15 protein-coding genes are annotated in these 21,941 nt (G+C 67.5%); 3 read left to right on the forward strand and 12 right to left on the reverse strand.

Translation table 11 applies throughout. The features are described 5' to 3' along the window. Window positions 1–74: 74 nt before the first annotated feature. The 5 genes from IEV65_RS02235 to IEV65_RS02255 form a co-directional block, all read right to left on the reverse strand. Window positions 75–977 (reverse strand): LLM class flavin-dependent oxidoreductase, encoded by a 903-nt coding sequence (locus IEV65_RS02235; RefSeq protein ID WP_188427974.1) that lies wholly within the window; start codon window positions 975–977, stop codon window positions 75–77. Further along, entirely contained in the window at window positions 974–3,181 is a 2,208-nt protein-coding gene (locus IEV65_RS02240; protein WP_188427975.1) for an LLM class flavin-dependent oxidoreductase, read from the reverse strand. The genes IEV65_RS02235 and IEV65_RS02240 overlap by 4 nt, the downstream gene beginning before the upstream one ends. A gap of 202 nt (window positions 3,182–3,383) precedes the next feature. Continuing rightward, window positions 3,384–4,313, reverse strand: a complete 930-nt coding sequence (locus IEV65_RS02245) for a nuclease-related domain-containing protein (RefSeq protein ID WP_229734796.1) — start codon at window positions 4,311–4,313, stop codon at window positions 3,384–3,386. 13 nt (window positions 4,314–4,326) lie between these two features. After that, window positions 4,327–5,439, reverse strand: a complete 1,113-nt coding sequence (locus tag IEV65_RS02250) for a UvrD-helicase domain-containing protein (protein ID WP_188427976.1) — start codon at window positions 5,437–5,439, stop codon at window positions 4,327–4,329. A 16-nt stretch (window positions 5,440–5,455) separates the two neighbouring features. Then, on the reverse strand, window positions 5,456–7,015 hold the full coding sequence (locus IEV65_RS02255; RefSeq protein ID WP_188427977.1) for a UvrD-helicase domain-containing protein: 1,560 nt from the start codon (window positions 7,013–7,015) through the stop codon (window positions 5,456–5,458). 281 nt (window positions 7,016–7,296) lie between these two features. Between IEV65_RS02255 and IEV65_RS02260 the strand changes: the two genes are divergently transcribed. Continuing rightward, the gene (locus tag IEV65_RS02260) at window positions 7,297–7,482 is read left to right on the forward strand and encodes a hypothetical protein (protein ID WP_188427978.1); all 186 of its coding nucleotides are present in this window, start codon (window positions 7,297–7,299) and stop codon (window positions 7,480–7,482) included. 3 nt (window positions 7,483–7,485) lie between these two features. Here the strand turns inward: IEV65_RS02260 and IEV65_RS02265 are convergent, their stop codons facing one another. The 3 genes from IEV65_RS02265 to IEV65_RS02275 all read right to left on the reverse strand — a co-directional run bounded on the left by IEV65_RS02265 (window position 7,486) and on the right by IEV65_RS02275 (window position 10,714). Next, window positions 7,486–7,809, reverse strand: a complete 324-nt coding sequence (locus IEV65_RS02265) for a nucleotide pyrophosphohydrolase (protein ID WP_188427979.1) — start codon at window positions 7,807–7,809, stop codon at window positions 7,486–7,488. A 4-nt stretch (window positions 7,810–7,813) separates the two neighbouring features. Next, on the reverse strand, window positions 7,814–8,740 hold the full coding sequence (locus tag IEV65_RS02270; protein ID WP_188427980.1) for an HNH endonuclease: 927 nt from the start codon (window positions 8,738–8,740) through the stop codon (window positions 7,814–7,816). A gap of 99 nt (window positions 8,741–8,839) precedes the next feature. Continuing rightward, window positions 8,840–10,714, reverse strand: a complete 1,875-nt coding sequence (locus IEV65_RS02275; protein WP_229734797.1) for a DUF2075 domain-containing protein — start codon at window positions 10,712–10,714, stop codon at window positions 8,840–8,842. Window positions 10,715–11,035: 321 nt separating this feature from the next. Here IEV65_RS02275 and IEV65_RS02280 point away from each other — a divergent pair, with 321 nt between their 5' ends. Both IEV65_RS02280 and IEV65_RS02285 read left to right on the forward strand, forming a co-directional pair. Then, complete coding sequence (locus tag IEV65_RS02280; protein ID WP_188427981.1) at window positions 11,036–12,403, forward strand: hypothetical protein; 1,368 nt, start codon at window positions 11,036–11,038, stop codon at window positions 12,401–12,403. After that, the gene (locus IEV65_RS02285; RefSeq protein WP_188427982.1) at window positions 12,382–13,017 is read left to right on the forward strand and encodes a hypothetical protein; all 636 of its coding nucleotides are present in this window, start codon (window positions 12,382–12,384) and stop codon (window positions 13,015–13,017) included. The genes IEV65_RS02280 and IEV65_RS02285 overlap by 22 nt, the downstream gene beginning before the upstream one ends. Window positions 13,018–13,047: 30 nt before the next feature. On the opposite strand, the gene IEV65_RS02290 is transcribed toward IEV65_RS02285, so the two are convergent. Genes IEV65_RS02290 through IEV65_RS02305 form a run of 4 tightly spaced genes read right to left on the reverse strand, consistent with a single transcriptional unit; the run spans window position 13,048 to window position 21,941 of the window. Then, window positions 13,048–14,067, reverse strand: a complete 1,020-nt coding sequence (locus tag IEV65_RS02290; RefSeq protein ID WP_188427983.1) for an EcsC family protein — start codon at window positions 14,065–14,067, stop codon at window positions 13,048–13,050. A gap of 28 nt (window positions 14,068–14,095) precedes the next feature. Further along, on the reverse strand, window positions 14,096–17,467 hold the full coding sequence (locus IEV65_RS02295) for a DUF499 family protein (protein ID WP_188427984.1): 3,372 nt from the start codon (window positions 17,465–17,467) through the stop codon (window positions 14,096–14,098). Beyond that, window positions 17,467–19,143 (reverse strand): DUF262 domain-containing protein, encoded by a 1,677-nt coding sequence (locus IEV65_RS02300; protein ID WP_188427985.1) that lies wholly within the window; start codon window positions 19,141–19,143, stop codon window positions 17,467–17,469. The genes IEV65_RS02295 and IEV65_RS02300 overlap by 1 nt, the downstream gene beginning before the upstream one ends. After that, complete coding sequence (locus IEV65_RS02305) at window positions 19,143–21,941, reverse strand: DUF1156 domain-containing protein (protein ID WP_188427986.1); 2,799 nt, start codon at window positions 21,939–21,941, stop codon at window positions 19,143–19,145. The genes IEV65_RS02300 and IEV65_RS02305 overlap by 1 nt, the downstream gene beginning before the upstream one ends.

Genomic DNA, 21,941 nt, shown 5'->3' on the forward strand with positions numbered 1-21,941 from the left:
GTTGGTCCGCGTCATCTACACCAGAGATACACCAACAGCTGTGCAGCCCACCGTGCGGCCGTGGGCAGCGTCGGTCAGGACGCCCGGGCCGCAGCCACGAGCTCCCGCACCGCCGGCGCCACCTCGGCGGCGAAGGTCTGCGTCGTCGTCGTGTCGTCGGAGGCGAGCACGAAGCCGCTGGTGCCGTAGGTCAGCGCGACCTCGGCGAGCTCCTCGGCCCACTGCGCGGGCGGCCCCTGGAGGAAGCCGCCGCGCTGCGCGGCGAAGCGGCCGCCGATGTTGAGCAGCCGGCGCACGTCGGTCGGCCGTCGACCGGCGGCCTCGGCGGCGTCGTCGATCCGCCGGTTCATCTCGGTCAGGTCGCTCACCCCGCCCTGCAGGTAGGCCAGCGACGGCAGCCACCCGTCGGCGGCGCGGCCGACGAGGCGCAGGATGCGCGGCTTGTAGGCGCCGACCCAGATGCCGATCGGGTGCGCAGGGGCCGGGCCGCGCCTGGCGCCGTGGACGTCGTAGTGCCTGCCCCGCACCGAGACCCCGCCGCGGCTCTCGGTGTCCCAGATGCCGCGGATGATCTGGATCGCCTCGTCGAGCGCCTCGATCGACTCCCCGGGCGTGCGCCGCGGCCCGCCCATCGCGCCGACCCCGTCCCAGAAGCCGCCGGCGCCCAGGCCCAGCTCCACCCGGCCGCCGCTGAGCAGGTCGAGGGAGGCGGCGGCCCGCGCGAGGACGGCCGGCGGGCGCAGAGGCAGGTTGTGGACGTTCGCGGCGAGCCGGACGCGCGAGGTGCGCGCTGCGGCATACGCCATCAGCGTCCAGGTGTCGTGGAACTTCGCGACGTAGGGGTGGTCCTGGAAGGTGACCAGGTCGAGCCCGGCCTCGTCGGCGACGACCGCCTGCTCGACGGCCTGGTGGGCGGGGTGGTTGGTCGGGGTCACGAAGGTGCCGAAGAGCAGGTCGTGGCCGTAGTCGGTGCTCAAGATGCGCTCCTGGTGCCGTGGTGGACAATGGGGAAGTTGTCGCGGAAGAGGTTGTCGGGGTCGAGCTCGGCCTTGAGCCGGCGCAGCCGCTCCAGCGTGGCCGGCGGGAAGGCCTCGACGACCCGCGCCGGGTCCGGGTCGCTCTCGAAGCTGAGGTAAAGCCCCTGCGCGTGCGCGCGCACCCGGTCGAACCACCGGTCGACCCGGCCCGCGTCCGCGCCCATCACCGTGAGCGAGAAGCCCGCGTCGCGGTGGGCGAAAGCCGTCGCGTCGGCGGGCACGTCGGCGACGGCGCCGCCGACGGACCGGATCTGGTACCAGTGCGCCGCGCCGCTGGCGATCAGGTCGGCCGACGCGGCGGCGAAGGCGGGCGTGATCTCGCGCACCAGCACCGACCTCGACACCGGCTCGCCGCGCCCGGCGTGCGGCGACTCCGGGAACATGTTCATCACCGCGGCGTAGGGGGCGACCACCACCTGCTGCTGCACCAGCGGCGCGATCTCCGCGAACGGCTGCAGGTCCGCCACGATCTCGTCGGGGTCGGAGGAGTCGACCATCGCCATCACGTGCGCGACGCCCCGGCTGAGGATGAGGAACGGCGTGGTCCGGCGCGGGGTCGCCGCGACGACGCGCCCGAACGCCTGGAGGTATGCCGCCGCGTCGTCCACCTGGAACGCCAGCTGGGCCCAGCCCACGTCGCCGACCTGGTCGACCTGGAACTCGAACGCGACCGCGATCCCGAAGTTGGCTCCGGCGCCGCGCACGGCCCAGAACAGCTCGGGGTGCTCGGTCGCGCTCGCCCGCACGAGGCTCCCGTCGGCCAGCACCATCTCGACCGCCCGCACGTGGTCGATCGTCAGCCCATGCGCGCGCCCGAGGAAGCCGATGCCGCCCGCGGTCGCGAGCCCGCCGACGCCGACCCCGCCGTAGTCGCCCGAGCTCAGCGCCCACCCGTGCGGCTGCAGGGCGGTGGCGACGTCGCGCCAGCGCGCGCCGGGGCCGATCCGGACCAGCCGGGCGGCCTCGTCGAGGACGGTGATGTCGTCGAGCCGGCCGACGTCGATGACCAGGCCGCCGTCGTTGGTGGAGCGGCCGCTGATGCCGTGCCCGCCGCTGCGGATCCCCAGCGGCAGGTGCCGGTGGGAGCGCGCGAAGCCGACCGCCTCGACGACCTCGCCGACGGTGCCCGGACGCAGGACCAGTCCCGGGTCGCCTCCTCGCAGGTATGTCGATCGCACCCGTGCGAAGGCGCTGTCACCCGGCTCCACGGTCGCCCCGGCGAGGGACTCGGGCACCTCGTCGTAGGCGATGCCCGGGCGCCGGCGCGCGCGGACGTCGGCCCGGCGCACGGGTCGGTCGGTGAGCGTGCCGGGCGGCAGGGCGTCCTCGACCCGCTCGCGGACGGTGGGGGCGATCCGCTCCAGGAGGTAACGGTCCCGCGCGGTCAGACCGGCGGCACCGTCAACGGGGAGGACCAGGACGCTGATGCCGTGGTCGACCGCGAGCGCGACGAGCCCGTCGGTGTCGAGGGGGTCGTCCGCGCGCAGGACGGCGGCCCGCCGGACCTCGCGCGGGTCGCGCCCGGCTCCGGTCGCGGCCGAGTCGAGGGCCGCGGTGAGCCGGGCGAGCTCCTGTGCCTGGTCCCTCTCGTCGCTGAGCTCGGCCAGGTCGACCATCCAGCCGTCGGCAACCCGGCCGGCCAGCGCGGCGGCCTTCTCGTGCGACCCGTGCAGCCAGACGGGGACCTCGCGGTCGAGGGCAGGTCCGGGCTCGGCGCCGTCGAGATGCTGGTGGGTGCCCCGGAGCGGGGCCCGGGGCTGGGAGGTGTCCTGCATCGCCCTCAGGACGGCGACCGTCTCCTCGGCGGCGACCAGCCGCCGGGGGTCCTCGCCGGCGGCCAGCGACAGCAGCGCACGCTCGCCGGAGAGCAGCTGCAGGCTGGCCGCGGCCCGGGCGAGCGTGGACGCCGGCCGGGCCAGCGGGTCGAGACGGGTGGCGCCCACGTGCGCCGTGGTGGTCCGCCCGGCCGTCCAGGTCGCCAGGCTCCACGCGTCAAGGCCGCCCTCGTCCTCGCCCTCGGGGAGGAGCACGAGGTCGGCGCCGAGCTGCTCGGCGAGCACGGCTGCCTCGACCACGACGCCGGGTGCGGCCGCGGGCGCGCGGACCTCGACGCCGAACCGGAGGGTGTGTCCGTAGCTGGGCAAGGGTGTCTCCAGGGGGAGCAGGAAAGGAACTTGATGTGTCAACCAGTTTAGGCCGTGGGAGATTCCAGGGCGACGGTGCTCAGCCCGACCTGCCGTCTCACCAGATCGGGGCAGACCCCGAGACACCAAACTCGCGGACCCGGCAGGGCCGAGGGGGTCGACTCCTCGCCGTCGACGGCACCAGCACGAGCGGGTGTGCGAACTAGGCCGGGGGAAAGGCGCTCGCGAGTCGCTCGTGCACGGCCGCGACCTGATCCTCACTCAGCGGCCCCGACCGCCCGATCGTCGCAGCCAGCTTCTTCGGCCAGGTGACTATCACGTCGCGGACGACGAAGTCGCCGCCGAGCAACGGCCAGTCGGCCTCGACGAAGCAGAGCACGCTGCGCACCGTGACGGTGTCGTCGGCGAGCGCCGCCCGCACGAGGTCGGCCTGCTTGAGGCCGGCGTCCATGAGCTTGCTGCAGTCGCGTCGGCCGACCAGCAGCTTCTCCGTGCGGGGCGTGAAGAGACCTCCTTCGACGACGCGGTGCGGCCTGCCCTTGTAGCGCTTTGCGTCGACGACGTAGACCCCGGTCGGGCACACGACCAGGTGATCGAGGTTGGCCCCGCTCCCCGGGATGCGTCGGTCGTGCAGCACCCTGACCAGGGGGCCGGCCACGGCGTCGAGCCGACGTCCGAGCCTTTCCTCGCCGACCGCGCCCGTCGCCCAGGCCTTGGTGGTCTGGGGGTCGTCGGAGACGGCGAGGATGAGCCCGCCGAGCCGCGGGTGCTTGCTTCGGATTCGCTGCTCGCGGGCGGCGACGCGACGCTCGTGCTCGCGGCGGGCGGACGAGCCGGCGACGCCCGGTGAGGTGTCCACAACCGTCGGTTCCTCCGGCACGAGGTCTGGGCCAGCGGGCTGCTCGTGCTCGACCTCTCCCATGCTGGTGGCGGTGCCGGTGTCGACCGGAGCTTCTGGCTCTCCGCCGCCGGTTCGGGTCTCGTTGCAGGAGAGGCAGCAGACCGTCTTGGTCGCACGGTCGTAGACCGCACGCGTGCCACGTTGCAGCTCGGTGGTGCGCTCCCGGCACTGACCGGCATACCGCAGCCGCATGGCTCGGGGACGCGTGGTGGAGGAATCCGTCTCGGTCACGATGCTGCACCTCTCAGAAGGGTGGTCGTTGGGTCGTGCGCGTGGGGAGGCTCACTCCCGCCAGCGGCAGGGTGTTGCTCGTGTAGGTGCACGCCGGGAAGGTGCTGCAGCCCCAGAAGTGGCCCGTGCGGCCGGAGCGCGGGCGGAGGACGCCGACCCGGCACCCGGGGCACGGGGTGGCGACCGGGCGCGGCCCCACGTCCTGCACGAGTCCGTCCTGGATCAGCTCGGTGACGAACGGCGAGGGGTTGTGCTCGGGAGAGATCAGCAGCACCCCTCGCCGGGCTCGGGTCAGGGCCACGTAGAAGAGACGGCGCTCCTCGGCGTGCGGATAGCTGTCGCCCTCGGTGATCGCCAGCGCCAGGACCGGGTCGTCCGCGATGCGGCTCGGGAAGGCGTAGGACCCGGCCGACAGGTTCGGGACGACGACGTAGTCGGCCTCTAACCCCTTGGCCGAGTGGATGGTGCGGAAGGCCAGACGGACGCCCCGAGGGGAAACGCGTGGCATGAGACTGCGGTCCTGGTTGTAGCGTCCCAGGACGTCGACGCTCACAGAGTCGCCGGTGATGTGGCCTTCGTGTATGGCGTCGCGAAGCTGGTCGAGGAAGTCGCCGATGGCTCGGGGCACCTCGGCCGCACTCGGAATGGACCGCAGCTGGACCCCTTCGTGCGCGGCCGGATCGACCGGCCGGTCGTTCACCGAGACGACGCCCTTCGTCAGCTGGTCGGGGTTCTTGCCGACGAACCTCGCCGCGGTGTCGCTGATCGACTGGTGACAGCGGAAGGTCTTGGTCAGGTGCACGGTGGGCCCAGGACCGAAGTGGTCGTGGAAGCGGGTCACCACGCTCAGGTCGGCGCCGGCGAAGCGGTTGATGGACTGCCAGTCGTCCCCGACGGCGAGCAGGTGCCGGCCGGGCTGCCTGACGAGCGCCTGGGTGAGCCGTGCCCGGGCCCGGCTGGCGTCCTGCAGCTCGTCGACCATGACCAGTCGGTAGGGGCTGACGTAGCGTCCGGACTCGAGGTGGTCGGCGGCCTGCACCAGCATGTCTTCGAAGTCGACGAAACCTCCGTCGAGGAGCCTGGCCTGCCAGGCGTCGTGGATCGGCCAGTAGAGATCCAGGAACATCCTGGCTCGCGCCTTGTTACGGATGCGCCCTGCATCCAGGCGCCGCGCGACTCTCCTGCGGGCCCACCCTGTTTGCCTTGACGTGCACCATAAAGGTGCGGACCAGGCGCAGCATGTCGGCGTCGGTCACGGTCTTGACGCCCCTGGCGGGTGGACGAGTCGGGTCCCAGTCCAGGCGTATGCCGTGCTGGACGAGCTTGTCTCTCAGCTGCGTCAGGTCGTCGCCCTCCATCACCCCGGCCCAGGTGGTCTCCAGCAGCGTCGTGCCCCGGTCACGGTGGAGCTGGCGCTTCCACTCCATACCCTGGTCGTAGTCTGTCCAGTCCGCCTTGGGTTTGCCGTGGGCGTCCACGCCCCAGTGCTCGTGCCAGACGTCGATGTCGGGGTAGTAGAAGTCGGGGTGGTACTGCCGGTGCTCGGCGTCGGCGGTGTCGTGCTGGTAGGGGTGCTCGTAGTCGTATCTCACGCCGTGCAGGTAGAGGAAGTTCGCGATCCGGCGCTCCCCCTCGCTGCGGACCATCCGCCCGTCCATGGCCCTGTAGCCCGAGACGCGTCGCACGGGATCCCAGGCGTCGGGAGTGGCGGGCTCGGTGGAGTCCTCCTCGGGACGGGGCAAGAGGAGTCGGAACCAGTCCCAGGCGTGGTCGAACTGAGGGTCCTTCGCCTTCAGCTCGTCCACGATGTCAGACAGGACCTCCAGCTCGTTGCCGTCGGTCAGCCAGGGCGCGACCGTCGGCTTGCGCCCCGTCGCCCGGCCGATGACCTGCAGCCCGAAGGCGTGGAAGGTCGAGGCGACGACTCCGTCGGCGGAGAGCCCCGCGGCCTCGAACCGGCGCTGGATCCGCGTTTGCAGCTCCTGGGCTGCGTCCTTGTTGAAGGCGAGGAGGACGATCTCCTCCGGCTTCGCCAGCTGACGCGCGACGGCATACGCAGCCCGGGCGACCATGACCGAGGTCTTGCCCGACCCGGCAGCGGCGATGACGTTCACGCGGTTGTCGTAGGTCACCACTGCGCGGGCCTGCTCGTGGGTGAGGGGGCTGCTCTCGATCGTGTCGAAGAACCGCCTCTGCGACTGGAGGATCGCAGCGGCAACCTCCTCGTTGACGGTCCCCACCCAGCGGCGTGTCCCCTCCTCGCTCAGCTGGAGGGGGCCGGATGCGTCCGCACTCCACGTGCCGGACGATCCGGTGTCGGCGATCCGTGGGCGAGCGGCGAGAAGGGCGGAGACCTCCTCCTGCGTGATCCACCGAAGATCCCGACGTGCCGTCTCGATCGTCGTCGTCACCGTCTGGGTCCAGGCAGCGAGGGACTTCGAGAGCGCTTCCTGCACCGCGGCTTCGAGCCGGCTACCCTCCTCGCGGGTCAGACCGCGGAGCGCCCCCACCCTCTCCGACACCCCCGCGACCGTGACCGTGGCGCGCCACCATCGGCGGGTCACCGCGATGCGGTCAGCCTCGGACGCGGGAATGTGTGACTCCTCGGGGCCGTGCCGCAGGACGAACCCTTCCTCGCGGCGCACGAGGATCCAGTCATCGCGGTCAGCGGTGGTCCCGCGCCATTGCTCTGGCACGGTCATGTGAGCCCCATGCCGTGGATGCGTTTCATCGGTCCCCCTGCTGAACTGCGAACCGGCGGACGGGAGGGACGCGTCCTTGCACCCCACGCATCGGCCGACGCGGACGGCGGCAGGTTATCAGGGAGCACGTAGAACCTGGCTAGGGTTGTTGTGTGTCAGAGACCCCCGCACTCTTCGGTGACGAGCCCAAGCCAGTCGCACCTCCCGCCACGCCGAGGCCCATCGCCGACTGGATCGTCCAGAGACTCCGGGAGACGCTCGATGCCAGGGGTCTGAGCTCGATGAGCCAGCGCCAGGAGGCGATCGAGTCTGCCGCGGGACGGCCGGTGGAGTCGTTGCGCTCGCTCACCCACCAGGAGGGGCTCAAGGTGCTCTCGGTCCTCGGTGACGGAGCCACCGTGGGCGGCGGGGCTGCCCGCTCGGCGTGGGACGACCGGGACGAAGACACCTGGATCGACCGGCTGTAGAGGTCAGGCGCCCCCTCTTGCAGGCGGGTAGCGGACAGCGTTGTCCTCGACCTTGGACTCGACCGCGGCCGCGAGGTCGACGTCAAGGACGTCTGCCAGGCGAAGCAGGTAGATCAGCACATCTGCCATCTCCTGACGCACGTGGTCCGACTCGGGGGTCGTCATGACGGCTCGTGACTGCTCGTCAGTCAGCCACTGGAAGATCTCCAGCAGCTCGGAGGACTCGACCGACAGAGCCGTCGCCAGGTTCTTCGGCGTGTGGAACTGCTCCCAGTCGCGGTCCACGGCGAAGGCTCTGAGCCGGTCCTGCAGGGCTTCGATGTCCATGTGCTCAGAACAGCACGTGCTCATCGGTCACGGCGGCCGGCCCGGCTGCAGCCGGGGGAAGCCATGTGCACTTGGCGCGGTGCGCCGCCAGGACCGCAGGGTCGGGACGACTCGTCGGGTCGCTGGGGAAGTGGGCAGTGTTGCCGTCCAGCTCTCGGTAGATGGGTTCCGTCACCTCAGGAGCGACCCTGATGGTGCCGTCATCCTCCAGCGCCAGCAGATCGAGGTCGAAGAGGCGGTGGACATCTTTCCGGAGGATCAGCCCGTTGCGCACCTTGTTGGACTGGAGGCCCTTGTAGGGGGAGATGTGTGCCGCATCAAGGGACGCCTCGAACCGCGTCCCTGTCACGGCGCAGCCGTCATAGACCTTCAGGAGGGACTGTCGGAACTCGGACTGTCCTTCTCGGATCGCGACGATCTGCTCGACCACCTTCCGCTGATCCTCGTCGAGGATCGACAGATCGAGGCGGACGACTTCTTCGGATGGTTCGTCGGGGCTCTCGAGCAGCAACTCCGCCAGCACGACCTCGAGAGGGCTGGCCGCGAAATACGACGCGAGCCGCTCGTCGTCCGGGTGATCGAAGCTCGGGATGCTGCGGAGGTCTGGAACCTTGCCCGTCAGTTGAGGCCCGACATCGATGATCCACTTGGGCTGCGCCAGGGGCGATTCGCTGATCACCTCGAACTCGAATCGCGCCGCGTAGCTGCGCGTGCCCGAGTCCTCCCACGAGGCAGTGCTGCCGGGCTCCAGAGGCATGGCATCGGAAGTGGCTCTCGTCTGAGCCAAGAACGACTTGCCCGCCTGCCAGAAGTAGACCAAGTCTCCTGCTGCTATTGCGCGCCCCCGAGTCAGGTCCCAGAAGCCGTGCTCTTTAGCGATGGCCCAGTGGCCAGGGTGCTGCCTGTCGATCGTGACGACCCAGCTGGTCACAGCTCTGCCTCGTGCTCATCACGGGGGAGGCGTGTCCAGCAGCGGAAGCCTGTCGATCCGTCGGTATGTGGTTGTGGTCAAGGGCGGCAGCGCCGCCCGCTACCCCCGGACGATGCCCCGGAGGAAGTCCCTGGTCTGCGGGTCGGTCGAGTAGATCCAGGCGCTCTGCATCCCGCGTGTCAGCAGCACCTTGTAGACGTTGCGGACGAGCCGGTCGAAGTCGCGGTCCGCCACCTTCGTGCGGTTGCGCAGCACGGGGTCGCGGTTGCCCTCGCGCACCGCGCGCCACCGACCGTCACGCCAGACCAGGTCGGGGCCGATGATGATCCCGGCGTGGTCGTACTCGAACCCCTGCGCGGTGTAGATGCAGCCCACCTGCCCGAAGCCGGCGGGGTCCGTCGCCCACAGCGCCGCCGCCGGTGCCCCGCCGACCGAGCGCTCGCCCTTGAGGTTCCACGGCCGCGACCAGTCGCCGATCCGCACGTCGTGCACGAGCGTCCCGTCGGGCTCGGGGTCCGACCACGGCCAGCAGTAGCCGGCCGCCATCCGCGCGGTGTAGCCGTCCTCCTGCCGCAGTGCCAGCACGTGCTCGAGCTCGTCGGGGGAGTCCACGACGTGCAGCTCAAACGTCCCGTCCCCCCCCCAGACGAACGGCCCGCCGGGGGCCAGCCCGAGCAGCCGCTCGACCCACTCGACATACAGCGCGGACCCGCCGCACCGGAACTGGTCGTCGAGGTCGATCTCGTGCACGCCCATGCCGAGCGACTCGGCATACTCGGTGATCGCCTGGACCGTCCCCATCTCGCCGGGCCGCACCACCTGGTTCTGGTCGAGCAGGAAGACCGGCACCCGCGCGGCGCTGAGCAGCTCGTCCAGCTGCGGCCTCCCGGTCCGGCGCTCCTTGCGGGTGAAGCGCGACTCCGACGTCTCCCGGATGCGGTGCGCCTCGTCGAGGATGAGGCACTCCAGCTCGTTAGGTTCGGCCGCCATGAAGCTGTTGAAGTAGCTGAACATCTTGCGCACCCGCGGCGCGCGGGCCGCGGCCACCCTGCGCAGCGTCTGCGTGAACGACTGCGACCCGGTCGCGTGCATGACCGCGCGCCCCTGCCGCGACAGCTCGCCCATCAGGGACAGGGCGATCACGCTCTTGCCGCTGCCGGGCCCGCCGCTGACGACGACCGCCGTCTTGGTGTTGCCGCGCCGCGCCTTCTCGACCGCGTGCAGCACCAGCTCGTAGGCGTCGCGCTGCTCGTCGAGCAGGACGAACTGCTCGCGCCGCTGCACCTCGTCCGCGGCCAGCGCGAGCAGCTGCTTGGACGGGGCGATGCGGCTGTCGAGCAGCCGGTCGGCATACCCGGCGCCTGGCACCCCGGGGGCGAAGCGGCTCTTGAGGTAGTCGAGGAACTCGCCCCGGTCCTGCCCGCTGAACATCCGCGCCGGCCTCGCCGGGTCCGGGACCGCCATGTCGCGCAGGTCCGCGATGCCCAGGTTGGTCGCGTTGTGCAGGTATGCCGTGCCGGCCAGCTCGTGCGCGTCCTCGGCCAGCGTGACGACGAAGTCGGTGAGGTAGTCGCAGTAGCCGCGCACCTGCTCCAGCGGGTGCAGCACGGGGTGGTTGCCGTAGCCGTCGATGCGCACCAGGACGTCGCTGTCCTCGAACCGCTCCGCCTCGCTCCACTGCTTGAGCTCCACCACGAGGTATGACGCGCGCCCCGTCTGTGGATGCTGCCCGGCGAGGACGACGTCGGCGCGCTTGCTTGTGAGCGGCAGCTGATACTCGATGAGCATCTCGACGTCACCGAGCCCGGCGTCCATGAGGTCGGCCCGCAGGCGGGGGAGGCTGCGCTCCCACGAGCGGCGCTCGGAGAGGGAGGCCGAGTGACCTGTCGTGATGGCCATCTGCTCCGCGATGTGCTGGGCGAGCTGCGCCTCGGCGACGGACAACCCCTGCACGGACGATCGAAGCAGGAACACCGGCAGGACTCCCCAGGCAGCACGAAACTCGTGCGGGTGGGGGCGTGTCCGGTGAGGAAGCCCGTCGGGCCGCGTATGACGTGCTCACTGTAGAACGCCCACACCGTGAGTGAGACCAAGTCCGCCCCCGCGTCGCAGTCTGTCGGGTCTGGTCCCTAGGATTTGGGCATGCCAGTCGATGGGGAACAAGGTGGGGGTTGGGCCGTTCGGGAACACGTCGACGCTTTCAGTTCCGACACGCCCTTGATGCCCCCATGGGGAAATATCGCTCAGCGGTTGAGAGTCGAAGCTGGTCTGGACGACGGGGATGCACGCGGCGCTATGACTGTCGCGGTCGTTCCAGTAATTCCAAACTGCGATCACTGTGACGAACTCGCCAGATTCGACATGGCGGACCCCCGCGGAGGGCTGTGGCTCAATGCCTGCGCCGCGCATGCGCGAAAACTCGGCCTCGAGCAACTCGGCAGCGGACTCGGCGCCTATCTGATGACATCGGCAGAGGTCCCGTGGGAGGTCTACGACAGCGTCTTCCTCAACGACTTGGCCGACCTGTGGAGCCGCCCAGTCAGTGAAGTCCACTGGGTACGAGTGCTGGATTCCCTGGGCTTCGGTGCCACAGAGTCAGGGCTCATGGGACGCGTGTGCGGACGGACGAGCGTGCGAGCCGAAAAGGTGGGGACCCTCCTACGGCTGGTCGCCACCGAGCGTGATCCATACCTTTTGTTGCCGCAGATCACGCACATCGCCGTCCCGGCGAACATCTCCGAGACGCTGATGCGCTATGTGATCCATGTCTTGCTAGACGAATACAGGGCACCGGACGACCCGTTGCTCAAGATCCCAGTCCACACTTGCGAGCAACTCGTACGCGACGCCTTGGCGACTAAGGGCTGGCCTCGCCGCTTGTGGGACGAACTGGGCGGCGAGAATGCGTTGATGCCGGGCCTGCTGATGGCAACGGCGGTTGCCGGCTACCACAGCCCTTCCAGCATCAGGTGGGCAGCAGGACAGGTGGCCAAGAAGAGCCGCGACGACGATCTGCTAACCCAGTTGTGCCTCAGGGGCGGTGACGTCACCACAGCTGTTGACGCGGCAGAGAACGAGCACCTGACTCCCGCTGGGATGAAAAGGGTGATCGCGACTGCTGCCCCAGCGGTTATCGAGGCCCTCGTGAAACGCCACGACGTGCCCCTCGAAGTTGTCGAGACCGCAGCGCTGCGCACATTGGTCGACGTCACCCACATTGGCTCCGTGTATGCGTTGCTCGCGAACCCCGCGACGCCTGCGGCTCATGTGCCCGCGCTGATAGAACGCGCATGGCTCATCGGTGGCGATGACAGGGCCTATGTGGCGAGTCTCGTGCGAGACCTGGACGCAGACAGGCGCCACACGATCTGGGAGGGCCTCTTGGCGCGCAGCCGGCCGGGGAAGGCAACCTCCGAGATGCTGAAGGTCATGCTGTGGAGCGACGAAACGGCTGCGGACACGATGGATGCGCAGACGGTTGACCATGCGGAGATGAACTGGCTGACTACGGGCACCCACCCTCGCGGCGGTTTGTGCGTGGTTGGCTCGAGGACAACGGTTTGGTTGAGCGGGGCAATGAGGGCTCTATCGCAGCAACGGACACGGCTTCGGATGGCCTGGACGAGGAAGGTGCGCCTGGCGTGTACGGACGATCCGCGCTAGGTGATGTGGCCATCGCGGTTCGGCTCCGGCGCGCGTGGGTCGAGGAAGTCGGTCCCTTCCTGGACGACATTGACCATGACCTCGCACGCCTGTGGCCGGCAACGCATCTCCGGCGCCGGGGCTTGGTGCTGGACTTGGGAACACCTGTCGATTTTGGTCTGGGCGATCCCTTCGGCGATGGCGTCGGGGAGACGATCCTGCGCATGTTGGGCTCAGCCACCCACGGGGCCATCCGAGACCTGACCTGGCATCACAACGCCGCGATGGGCCCACCCACCCGTCAGAAGGCTGGGCGGCTGGACGTCTTCGCGCCCGGTGATCCCGTTGACATGAAACTAGAGCAGGCGTCAGCTGCGATCAGCAAGCGTCTTCGCGTCGAGAGCGAGGCGGCTGCTGAAGCTTTGGGTGGCCTTCGGGTCGCTGCCGTAGGTCGGCACATGGTGTGGTTAGCGGCGACTGACGATCGTGCCGCGAAGGCGATAGGGACCACTCCGGGTGCCGCCTCGGGACTGTACGAGGCTGTACGAAAATGGCAGAAGGCGACCCCCAAGTACTGCACCTACGCAGACGAAAGCATCGCTGCCAACTCTCCAGCGCTCCAGCCCACGTTCTGAGCCCAGACGGCCGTGGGCAACAGCACGCGGTCAGACGAATGTCGGGTCAGGCTGCGTGTCATCCGTCGCGTCAGTCTCGTCCAGGATCTCGACGACGTCGACCACATCCTGCTCAGAGGTGCGACTCGACGTGCCGCTTGTCCACTCGCTGGGATCGATTCCGTACTTCTCCGACAGAGTGCGCAAGCGGTAGACCGCCTGGGCGCGCTCGAAGGTCTTGTCGACGAGCGAGGCAGTGAGGGCGGCATTGATGCCGATGCCGGCCACAGGCACTATCTGGGCCAGCTTGCGCTGCGTGAGCCGAAGGCCGAGCCGCTGGTAGACCTTCTGCAACACCTTCACCAGCACGTGCTTGTTCAACTCGCTCCAGGTGGCTCGACGCATCATCCGCTGAGTCAGTCTGGACAAGGAGGCCAAGGCCTGGGTCTTGGCGCCAACATCCCCGGCCATACCAAGCGAGAGCACGCCCATGGCGAAAAGCTCCTCACCTGGATCACGCATGTCGTACCCATAGCGGCTCGCGACATCGCCGACAGCGCGGCCCATCATCGCTAGAGACGCGACCGCGTCGACGGCTACCGCCCCGACGACCACCCCAGCCGTCGCCCCGCCGCTGACCGTGGTCGCGATCTCGCTGCCGGTCACCGCCACCGCTGTGGCCGCGCCCTCGCCGGCCGCAACGCTTGCGTAAAGTGTCCGCCGCGGTTGGCGGTGGTCCCTGTCCTCGAGGGGCAGGCTGCGCACCGCCTCCATGCTCGTCAGTGCCATGCCATGACGCGTATACAACCTGAGGACCGAGTCAGCCGTGGCCGTTCTCAGCGCCGGCCTAAAGGTGAGAGACAAGGTGCCGTCCATCACCCTGCTGACGATCTCCTGGACCGAGGTGGCACCCGGAAGCTCCTGCAGCCGCTGACCGGCGGATGTGGCTATCGCCATAGTCCTGTCACGCACTCGCGGCGGGACGATCTGACGCCGGGATGCATGAAGGGTGCGTATGGACTCCTCCCATGCGCGTCGCTCGTACGGCGTCATCTGGCTGAGATCTGGCATCTATCCTCCTGCTGCATCGGCAACTCGCTCACTGCTCTTCGAAGCCCGACTGCTCGAACTTCAGGACCGTCGCGTTCTCTCTTACGGTCCTGACGGTCCCTTCATCAAACCCCTGCGGGTCCTCCGCCTCGATCTCCACCGTCACCTTCAGCTTCCGGCCAGGACGGGCCAGGTGCATGAGCACCTCGTCGGCGATGTTCTTGAAGTCCAGGGTGTACCGGATGGGATCAAGCTCGGCCGTGGCGAAATACCTGGAGAGAACGGTCTCCAGTGGCGAGGGCCCCGGTCCCGGTTCAGGGTCGGGCCGCGGGTCTGGGTGGGGTTCCGGGTCCCGGTCCGGGTCTGGCTTCTCACCCTCCCGTTGCGCGAGCGCGACCTCCGGCTTGACCACCAACCATTGGTCTGTCGGGTGCGGCGAAGGCGACTCCCCGGGGAGCCACAAACCGACATACCGGCCCTCCGCCTCGTCGTACCGCTCCGCCAGCGCCACACCGTCCCGCTCCCACGTCAGCGTTGTGGTCTGCATCAGCCCCTCCGTCAGCACCCCACGCGCGGTGAGCCGTGGCATGTAGGGATACGCCGTGTACAAGCCCCATAGTTCGCCGACACTCACGTGCCCGGAGGCCCACACGGTCGGCACCTGGTTGATCGCCATCCTCGCCGACGTCATGGCGTGCACGTCCGCGAGGTCCCCGTCGGTCTTGAGTCGCTTGCCGACACGCTCTGCAAGCGAGCCGGAGCCCTCGACCTTCGTCTCGGCGATGACCCAAGGCTCACGCGCGTTGGGTTGTCTCGGGTGCAGCACCCACTGATACGTCAGCTGCATGCGCGCCGTGGCGGTCTCATCCGCGCGCTTCAGCTTCTCGTTCGCCTGGGCCTTCTGGTTGTCGGTCAGGTCGAGGTCCGGGCTCGCGAGCACGTACCTCCACCCCAAGTAGTCACGGACCGATCGGTCCAGCTCTTCCAGGCGCGCCTCGTCGGCTGCGAGGAAGACCAGCATGTTGCGGTGGACGCGGTTGGCGGTTCCGCGCTTCTCAAGGGTATGCCGTGCAGCGTCGGCAGCGGATGAGTTCGGCTCAGCCCCACGCCGACTCTTGTGAGAGACCTTCGGGTGCAGCACCACCAGGCGTGCCTCGTCCGTGTCCGGGACGTCGGCATCCGACTCCGGGCACACGTGGACCCCGCCGAAGACACCGCGCGCACGCCCTTCCTCGCTAAGGCGCCGGACGATCTCCGCCCAGACATCCTCCGGGTGCAATCGTTCGGCCTGATCCTTCGCGCTACGCGTGATGTTGGCCTGCAGGTCGTACCAGTGCTTGCCCTGCCCGGAGTAGTAGTAGGTCGCGCGGTCAGCGAGCGCGTTGAGCGCGGCGTGGAAGTCGCCGGTGCGGTCGCCGGGAACGGCGGTTCCGAGGAAGACTCGCTGGGTGTCTAGCCCCTTGTGGGCGGAGCCGATCGTCGGAACCGCGCCGAAGAACACCGTCCGCGCCAGCCGCTTGGTCAGGAACCGCGAGCCGAACTGCGTCTTTTCCTTGTCGATGCGGGCAGGTTCAGACTCGGTCCCATCCACGTCCGCATCGATCACCGACTTCCACGAGTCCTGGAGGTACTGGGAGACCTCGGAGTTGACCGACGACACCGCCAGCGGCAACGAACCAGGCATGATGAGCGGCCAGTTGTCCCCTCCAACCCAGAGCGCATGGACGACCGCGTTCATGAGCCGTAGCACCCCGCGTGTCCTCTGGAACCGTTCGAGGCTCGACCAGTCCTCATAGAGACGCTCGAAGAGCTCGGGATGGATCGGGTACGTGTTCTTGATCCGGTCCTCGTACGCGGGGTCGCGTGACTCTGCCGGGAAGTCGCCAGGGTGGGCGCGGTAGAAGTCGACGAAGGCCCGCGCCGTGGCGCCGATGGCTGCGAGCGCTTCAGCATCCGGCGTGGTGAAGAGTCGCTGGCGCACGATGTGGTAGGCCTCGCTCGAGGATGCCGATCTCCACTGTTCGGCTACCCGTCGCACGACGTTCTGGAGGCGCTTGAGCGCCTCCATGCCGTGCGAGCCTCCGACTTCCTCGAGATGTCCGACCGGCAGCTCGTCTGGAGCGTCGGCGACGCCGGTTTCTGAAGCGGGAATCGAGATCGCGAGCACAATGCCGCTGCTGCCCTTGGCCGCTTCAGTCAGCGACTGGGCGAAGGTGAACTGGTTGTCGAACGTGCCACCGGTGATCCGATCTTCCTCAGGCCCGACGCCATACAAGCTGCGTGCGTAGGCCACCCACTCGTCGATGAGAATGACCGCGGGCGAATATGCCGCAAGCAGACGGTGGAGCGCGGCGCCGGGTGGGGTGGAGGCCCGGTCGGCATCGGCGACCATGGCATACCCCTCTGCGCCGCCCAGCTGCCAGGCGAGCTCGCCCCAGATCGTCCTGACGAACGTGCCATCCGCCTTCTTCTCGCCGGTGGGCGCGAAGTGGTTGCCGACGATGGCCACACGGTTGACCCGCTTGTTGTCGAGCCGGTCGAAGTTATGCGCAGCCAGGAGCTCCTGCACCTCCTGGGGATAGCTTCCCAAAGGGGTCCCGCCGGCGAGGTGCCACAGCGAGAGCATGGAGTGCGTCTTGCCGCCGCCGAAGTTTGTCTGCAGGTTGATGACGGGGGAGGCGTTGTCATCCCCGCCCAGGCGGTCGACCGCCCGACCGATGAGCTCACGCAGGCCCTCGGTCAGGTAGGTCCTGCGGAAGAACTCGACGGGGTCAGCGTAGTCCTTGCCGCTCTCCTCCCCGCTCGCGACCTTGAAGAGGTCTGCGGCGAACTCGGACGCCTTGAAGTTCCCGCTGGCTACGTCTTGGTGAGGTGGCAAGACCTCCCGCCAGGGTCGGAGCCCGGCGGAGAGCGAGCCCTCGGACACTGTCTGCTTGAGGGTGCGCCGGTCATCCTTGTCGGCGCTGACGCGGCGAAGGTTGGTGCGAATCCTGGCGACCTGTTCAGCGGCGGCGGGGGCACCGACGACCGTGAGCAGCCGCTCCGCCGTATCGAGAGCGCGATAAGCATCGTCGTCCGTGAACGGCTTGTTGTGTGCCCACGCGTTGCGTACCTCGCGCAACTCGCTGGCGTAGGACTCACCAGGTCGGCCGATGGCGTCGGAGAACGGGTACCAGTGCGGCCTGAAGCCGGTCGTGATGTTCTTTTCCGTCAGCATCCGGAACTGGACTTGCGGGTCGAGAGGGTCGTACTCCCTCCCTGCGGGTGCACCGTTGCGGACATCCTTGGCCTGGACGAGCTTTGTCCACTCGGCGCCGAGAGCCGGGTCCTCCTGGCCGATCAGGCTGGAGATGAAGTCGTCCAGTGCAGCCCCAAGGATCTCGAACATCTGTCCGAGTCGATCGCGGTTGCTCGTTGCCATCAGTTCAGCTCCCATTCCTGACAAAGAGCGGTTGTGAGTTCCTGCTGTCGCTTCGCGACGACATCAGGAGTCCACGAGTCGTAGGACAGCACCTGCGTCGTCAACGCAAAAACTGCGGAGCCGCTCGACGTGGCGAAATAGCGCGCCTTCTTGTCGATAAAGTCGAAACGCCCTGCTTGGCTGTTTTTCCGTCGGTTGAGCAGCAAGAGGTTGCCGAGTCGGTGCGTCCAGTATTGACGCTCCTCCTCGTTGAAGTCCTGCACCCACTTGCTTGTTGGCTCCGGGTTCCGAGGCAAGACGTGCTCGATGCTGATGATGTCGTGCTGGTAGGTCGCGCCTGGGGACTTGGACAGTAACTCGTCCAAACGCAATAGGACATACCTGGCTCGCTGCGTCTGCATGCGGTAGATCTCGCCGTTGAGCGCCTCACGGGTGAGACGCTTTTCCTCCGGGTCGAGAATGAACGATTCGGCGTTCGGGCCCGCGCCCCCTTTGAGCTCTCGCAGCAGGTCGAGGTAGCGGCCGATACGGGGCGTGGTGTATTCGCCCCGCAGCAACATCGATGCAGCCAGCCGTTCAAGAGACTTGAAGTAGTGCTGGAGCGCTGCAGGGTCGTCCTCGTGGTGCTTCAAGGCCCAGAGAGCGATTGGCCGCCGATCCTTGTTGTCGATCAGGGAGAGGCGGCGGAGCCAGTGATTGACCCCCTGCCACGCTTCCCCGGGGCCAGCGTCACGTGTGAGAGTGGCGTCAAACGCCCTGGCGTAGGGAACTACCACGTCGTCGACGAAAGACCCCGCATTGCTGCGCGACAGGTAGGGGTCTAGCACTTGCTCGGGGAACTCTTTGAGCAACTCGCGCCTGGCACGGTCTTCGTTAATGATGGTGCGGATGTCGCGGAATAGGTCTGTGAAGTTGTCCCGGCCGAGGGCTTCTTGGGCGTCCTCCCAGCGCTTCGCATGCGGAGTGTCGTCGGGGAGGTCGCCGATCAGGCGGGACTTGAAGATGTCAGTAGGACTGAGATCGAGACCGCGAGCGTTCATGACGCTGAAGATGCGGTAGGCGCTGGCGAGATTGGGGGTGGAAACCACGACGAGGTATGTACGGGTGCTGACGAGCCTCGCGAGTGCTCGCCGCTCCTCGTCCAGCATCTCGGACAAGCGCGCGCGAAGAGCATTTGCATTATCCCTAATTGCGCGCTGCGGCTCCGAAACGGCGGTCGCATCGGTCAGCGTCAGGAGACTCGTTGTTCCGGCTGGAGACTGTACGTACTTTGCGAAGAAGTCGGCGTCCTGGCTGCGGAGACGCAGCCTGGGCCGCGGCTCTAGACCAGCAAGCTGGCTTCCTGGCTCCATCACAAGATCACCCAACTCGGCAGCGAATGAGGGGCTTTCCGAGAGGTCACGAAGGAGAGCCAGGAGGATCGTCAGGGTGGTGAGGCGCTGCTGCCCGTCTATGACGTCATGCAATACGTCGCCCTGATTGACCAGGACCAACGACCCAAGGAAGTACGGCTCCGTGCTGTCGGACGCGTTCGCACCGATCAAGTCATCTAGCAGTTGGAGTGCGTGGTCCTTGCCCCATGAGTAGGGCCGCTGATACCGGGGGATTGAGAACTGGTAGTCGCTGGAGAAGATCTTGTAGACAGGCTGCTCGTGGGCGGTGAGCTGTTGCGCCATCAGTTCTCCTCGAAAGTGAAGGTGTTTTGGGTGCCGACAGGACGAGCCCCGGCCGCCGCGACGATGTCGGGCCACGAGGTGACGACGCTGTTGAAGGCGATGGCGTCCTTCGTGCGGCCGTCCTGTTCGGAGATCCGGAAGATCAGGTGGCCCAGTTCCTTGAGAAGGTCAGCCTCCACGTCACCCTGTGCTCGCGAGAGCGCCTCGGCGAGGAAGGCGCCCGCCCCGATGATGCCGTCGGCTTCGAGTGTGCGAAGCACGTGGTGCAGAACTTCCCAGGTGCTGACCTGGGAATCAACGCTGACGTCGTAGTTGACGTCGAGGTCGGCCGGGCGCAGGAGGGTGACGTTGCCAGCGCGAGCGGTGAGGATGCCGTAGCGCTCAAGGGCGTCGACCGCGGTGTTGCGGGCACGCGCGAGGTTGTCGGCGTCGCCATACTTTCCGGTGCCGTAACCGTGCTGGCGGTACCAAGCGATCGCGAAGCGGGTCGTCGAGTCAAAGTCGGTCTCTTGCTCGGCGAGAACCTGATCGAGGATCTCGTTGATCCGCTCGAGGGCGGAGCGGACCGACATGGGACTGCCGTCGGGTTCGAGGACGGCGGAGTAGCGGGAGAAGACCGCCATCCCCGGGCCGATGGCTGCCTGGGGCAGGTCGACCGGGGCGATCGCGCCCTGCTGAAGCTTGCGGAGAGCGTCCGGCAGCTCGGCATGCAGGGCCGCGATGAAGCCACGACGGTCGGTCGTGGGGGCGTTATCGGGGCGTGGGCGGAGTGCGAGGACGATGGACGAAGATAAGGCGTTGGCGCCCTGCCCGACCATTCGGGTTGCCATTTCGGTCCGCATGGGCCAAGTTGCGGTAATCGACCACCCCCCTTCAATCATGCCGTCTAGGAGTGTCTCCCAGCCAGTAGAAGATTCCCCAGAGATTCCAGACTCGGACTGCTTGAAGGCGTAATAGACCGTAATTGGAAAATCTCGTGATGTAGCGATGCGAGCTCGGCGAAAAATCTCTTGGAAGCCGTGCTCGAAAAATTGCTTCGCCTTTTCTTTGTCTCCATGGCGATGTTGATTTGCGACGAGCTCCTCTGCTTTAGGAGAAAGTAGGGTGTTGAAGAGCGACGGTAGGATGCGTCGAAGAGACTTTCGGTGCCAAACATAGAAGAAATCCGATAGATCTGAATACCCGACATTGTCGTAGTAAGGCGGGTCGGTGCTCAATAGGCCGGATAACTCAACGTCGCGAGCGTCGGTTTGCTCAACTGTTGCCCTTGTTTTCGCTGGGGCGCTCATCTGTGCGTTTGCTGCCATGTCCACGGCTGCGGCGAGCGTCCCCGTGGCTGAGCCGAATACATCGACTTCGGGGAAGTCCCACACCATCGGGATCGCTTGGCGACCGAAAACGTGCTGAACCTTTTCGCCTGTGGAGTTCCATCTACCCAGATTACAGTTTGTCATGGCGATTCGGGCGACGGCGCAAGCGAGATGTATTGCGACGGCGTCGGCGTAGGCGGCCGCGTCGGTGCCGCCCTCCTCGAGCCTGGCGCCCTCGGGGTGTCCGGCGGCGAGGGCGTCGGAGAGGACGTTTTCCCGGGCTTCCATAACGACGTCGCTGAAGGTGGTGAGTGCGCTGAGTTGGCGGGGGGTGAACAGGTCGCTGAAATGAGTCAGCCCATACCGATAGACGTTGATTCGCCCTGGCCAGTCGAACAGTTCTCCTGAAGGCACATCGTCGGGCACCTCTATGGCCGCAGCTTCGATGTGCTTCTCGCTGGGCGGCAAGTAGATGCGGCACCGTTTGCCCTCAGCCACAACAGCCATCAACTGGCTCCCTAGCCCTTCCTGACGGCTGGTCGACCGAATGTGCTCGAGGCTCACACTGGTCTGGCATGCGATGCACCGCGCGCCAGTTCGTCCCACTGTTCCGTCGTTGCCCGCGGTGGGTGCGCTCGCTTTGTCGTGGCCGATGTCGAACTTCACCCTCAGCCCGGATGGGTGGGTGGGGTCACCGGCGACGGAGGGAATGACGTACGCTTCCTTGCCCTTCTTCTTCCCCAGCCACCACGACCGGACCAGCGGCATCTCGATGCCGCAGGCGGGGTTAGGGCAGGGGACCGTGCGTGCCCAGATCCAGGCGATCACCGTCGCCTTGGTGCCGTCGGGAAGAACGGCCTTGGGGTAGAGGTGACCGATACGACGCTGCGCCTCCTCGCGCATCCACTCGCCATAAGCACGGACGTCAGCGGCGAGACCCTGGGCGCGCTGCCAGCCGACGAGCTCGTCCTGTAACGAGGGGTGGACGGGCGGACGGTTGGCGAACTTCGGCGGGATCTCGATAAGAGCTTTGTTGATGAGTACGGCTACCGGGTTGAGATCGGAGGCGTGCGCCTCGAGACCGAGTCTTTGGGCCTCGAGCGGGATGGTGCCGCCGCCGGCGAAGGGATCGAGGATCGGCGGCGGGTTGCCGTTCGTGGACTTCAGGATTTCCTGCCGCGCCTCCTCGAGCACGCGCTCGTCCCGTGTCGCCTCCCAGGGGACGAGCCGCTCGAGGATGCGATGCAGCCGCTCGCGCTCGACGCGCTGGTCCTCCTCGGTCGGAAAGCGGTCCGGATGAGCGGAGGGGTCATCGACGAGCTGGGCGAAGAGAACGGCTCGCGCAGCAGCGAGTGGGCGACGGGCCCACCACAGGTGCAGGGTGGACGGGTGACCGTGGCGGATCGACTTCTCGCGCGCCGACTCTCGGTTGATGACCTCGAGGGGTAGGGCGACCTCGATCAACTTGCGACGCGGCGTCTCTGCCAT

The sequence above is a fragment of the Ornithinimicrobium tianjinense genome (assembly GCF_014636495.1).
In the GTDB taxonomy this organism is placed as follows: domain Bacteria; phylum Actinomycetota; class Actinomycetes; order Actinomycetales; family Dermatophilaceae; genus Ornithinicoccus; species Ornithinicoccus tianjinensis.

Excerpts from the sequence above, each read along its gene's own strand:
- IEV65_RS02250 (WP_188427976.1), bottom strand. The coding sequence starts at position 5,439 with ATGTTCCTGGATCTCTACTGGCCGATCCACGACGCCTGGCAGGCCAGG.
- IEV65_RS02255 (WP_188427977.1), bottom strand. The coding sequence starts at position 7,015 with ATGACCGTGCCAGAGCAATGGCGCGGGACCACCGCTGACCGCGATGAC.
- IEV65_RS02260 (WP_188427978.1), top strand. The coding sequence starts at position 7,297 with ATGAGCCAGCGCCAGGAGGCGATCGAGTCTGCCGCGGGACGGCCGGTG.
- IEV65_RS02265 (WP_188427979.1), bottom strand. The coding sequence starts at position 7,809 with ATGGACATCGAAGCCCTGCAGGACCGGCTCAGAGCCTTCGCCGTGGAC.
- IEV65_RS02280 (WP_188427981.1), top strand. The coding sequence starts at position 11,036 with ATGACTGTCGCGGTCGTTCCAGTAATTCCAAACTGCGATCACTGTGAC.
- IEV65_RS02290 (WP_188427983.1), bottom strand. The coding sequence starts at position 14,067 with ATGCCAGATCTCAGCCAGATGACGCCGTACGAGCGACGCGCATGGGAG.
- IEV65_RS02295 (WP_188427984.1), bottom strand. The coding sequence starts at position 17,467 with ATGGCAACGAGCAACCGCGATCGACTCGGACAGATGTTCGAGATCCTT.
- IEV65_RS02300 (WP_188427985.1), bottom strand. The coding sequence starts at position 19,143 with ATGGCGCAACAGCTCACCGCCCACGAGCAGCCTGTCTACAAGATCTTC.
- IEV65_RS02305 (WP_188427986.1), bottom strand. The coding sequence starts at position 21,941 with ATGGCAGAGACGCCGCGTCGCAAGTTGATCGAGGTCGCCCTACCCCTC.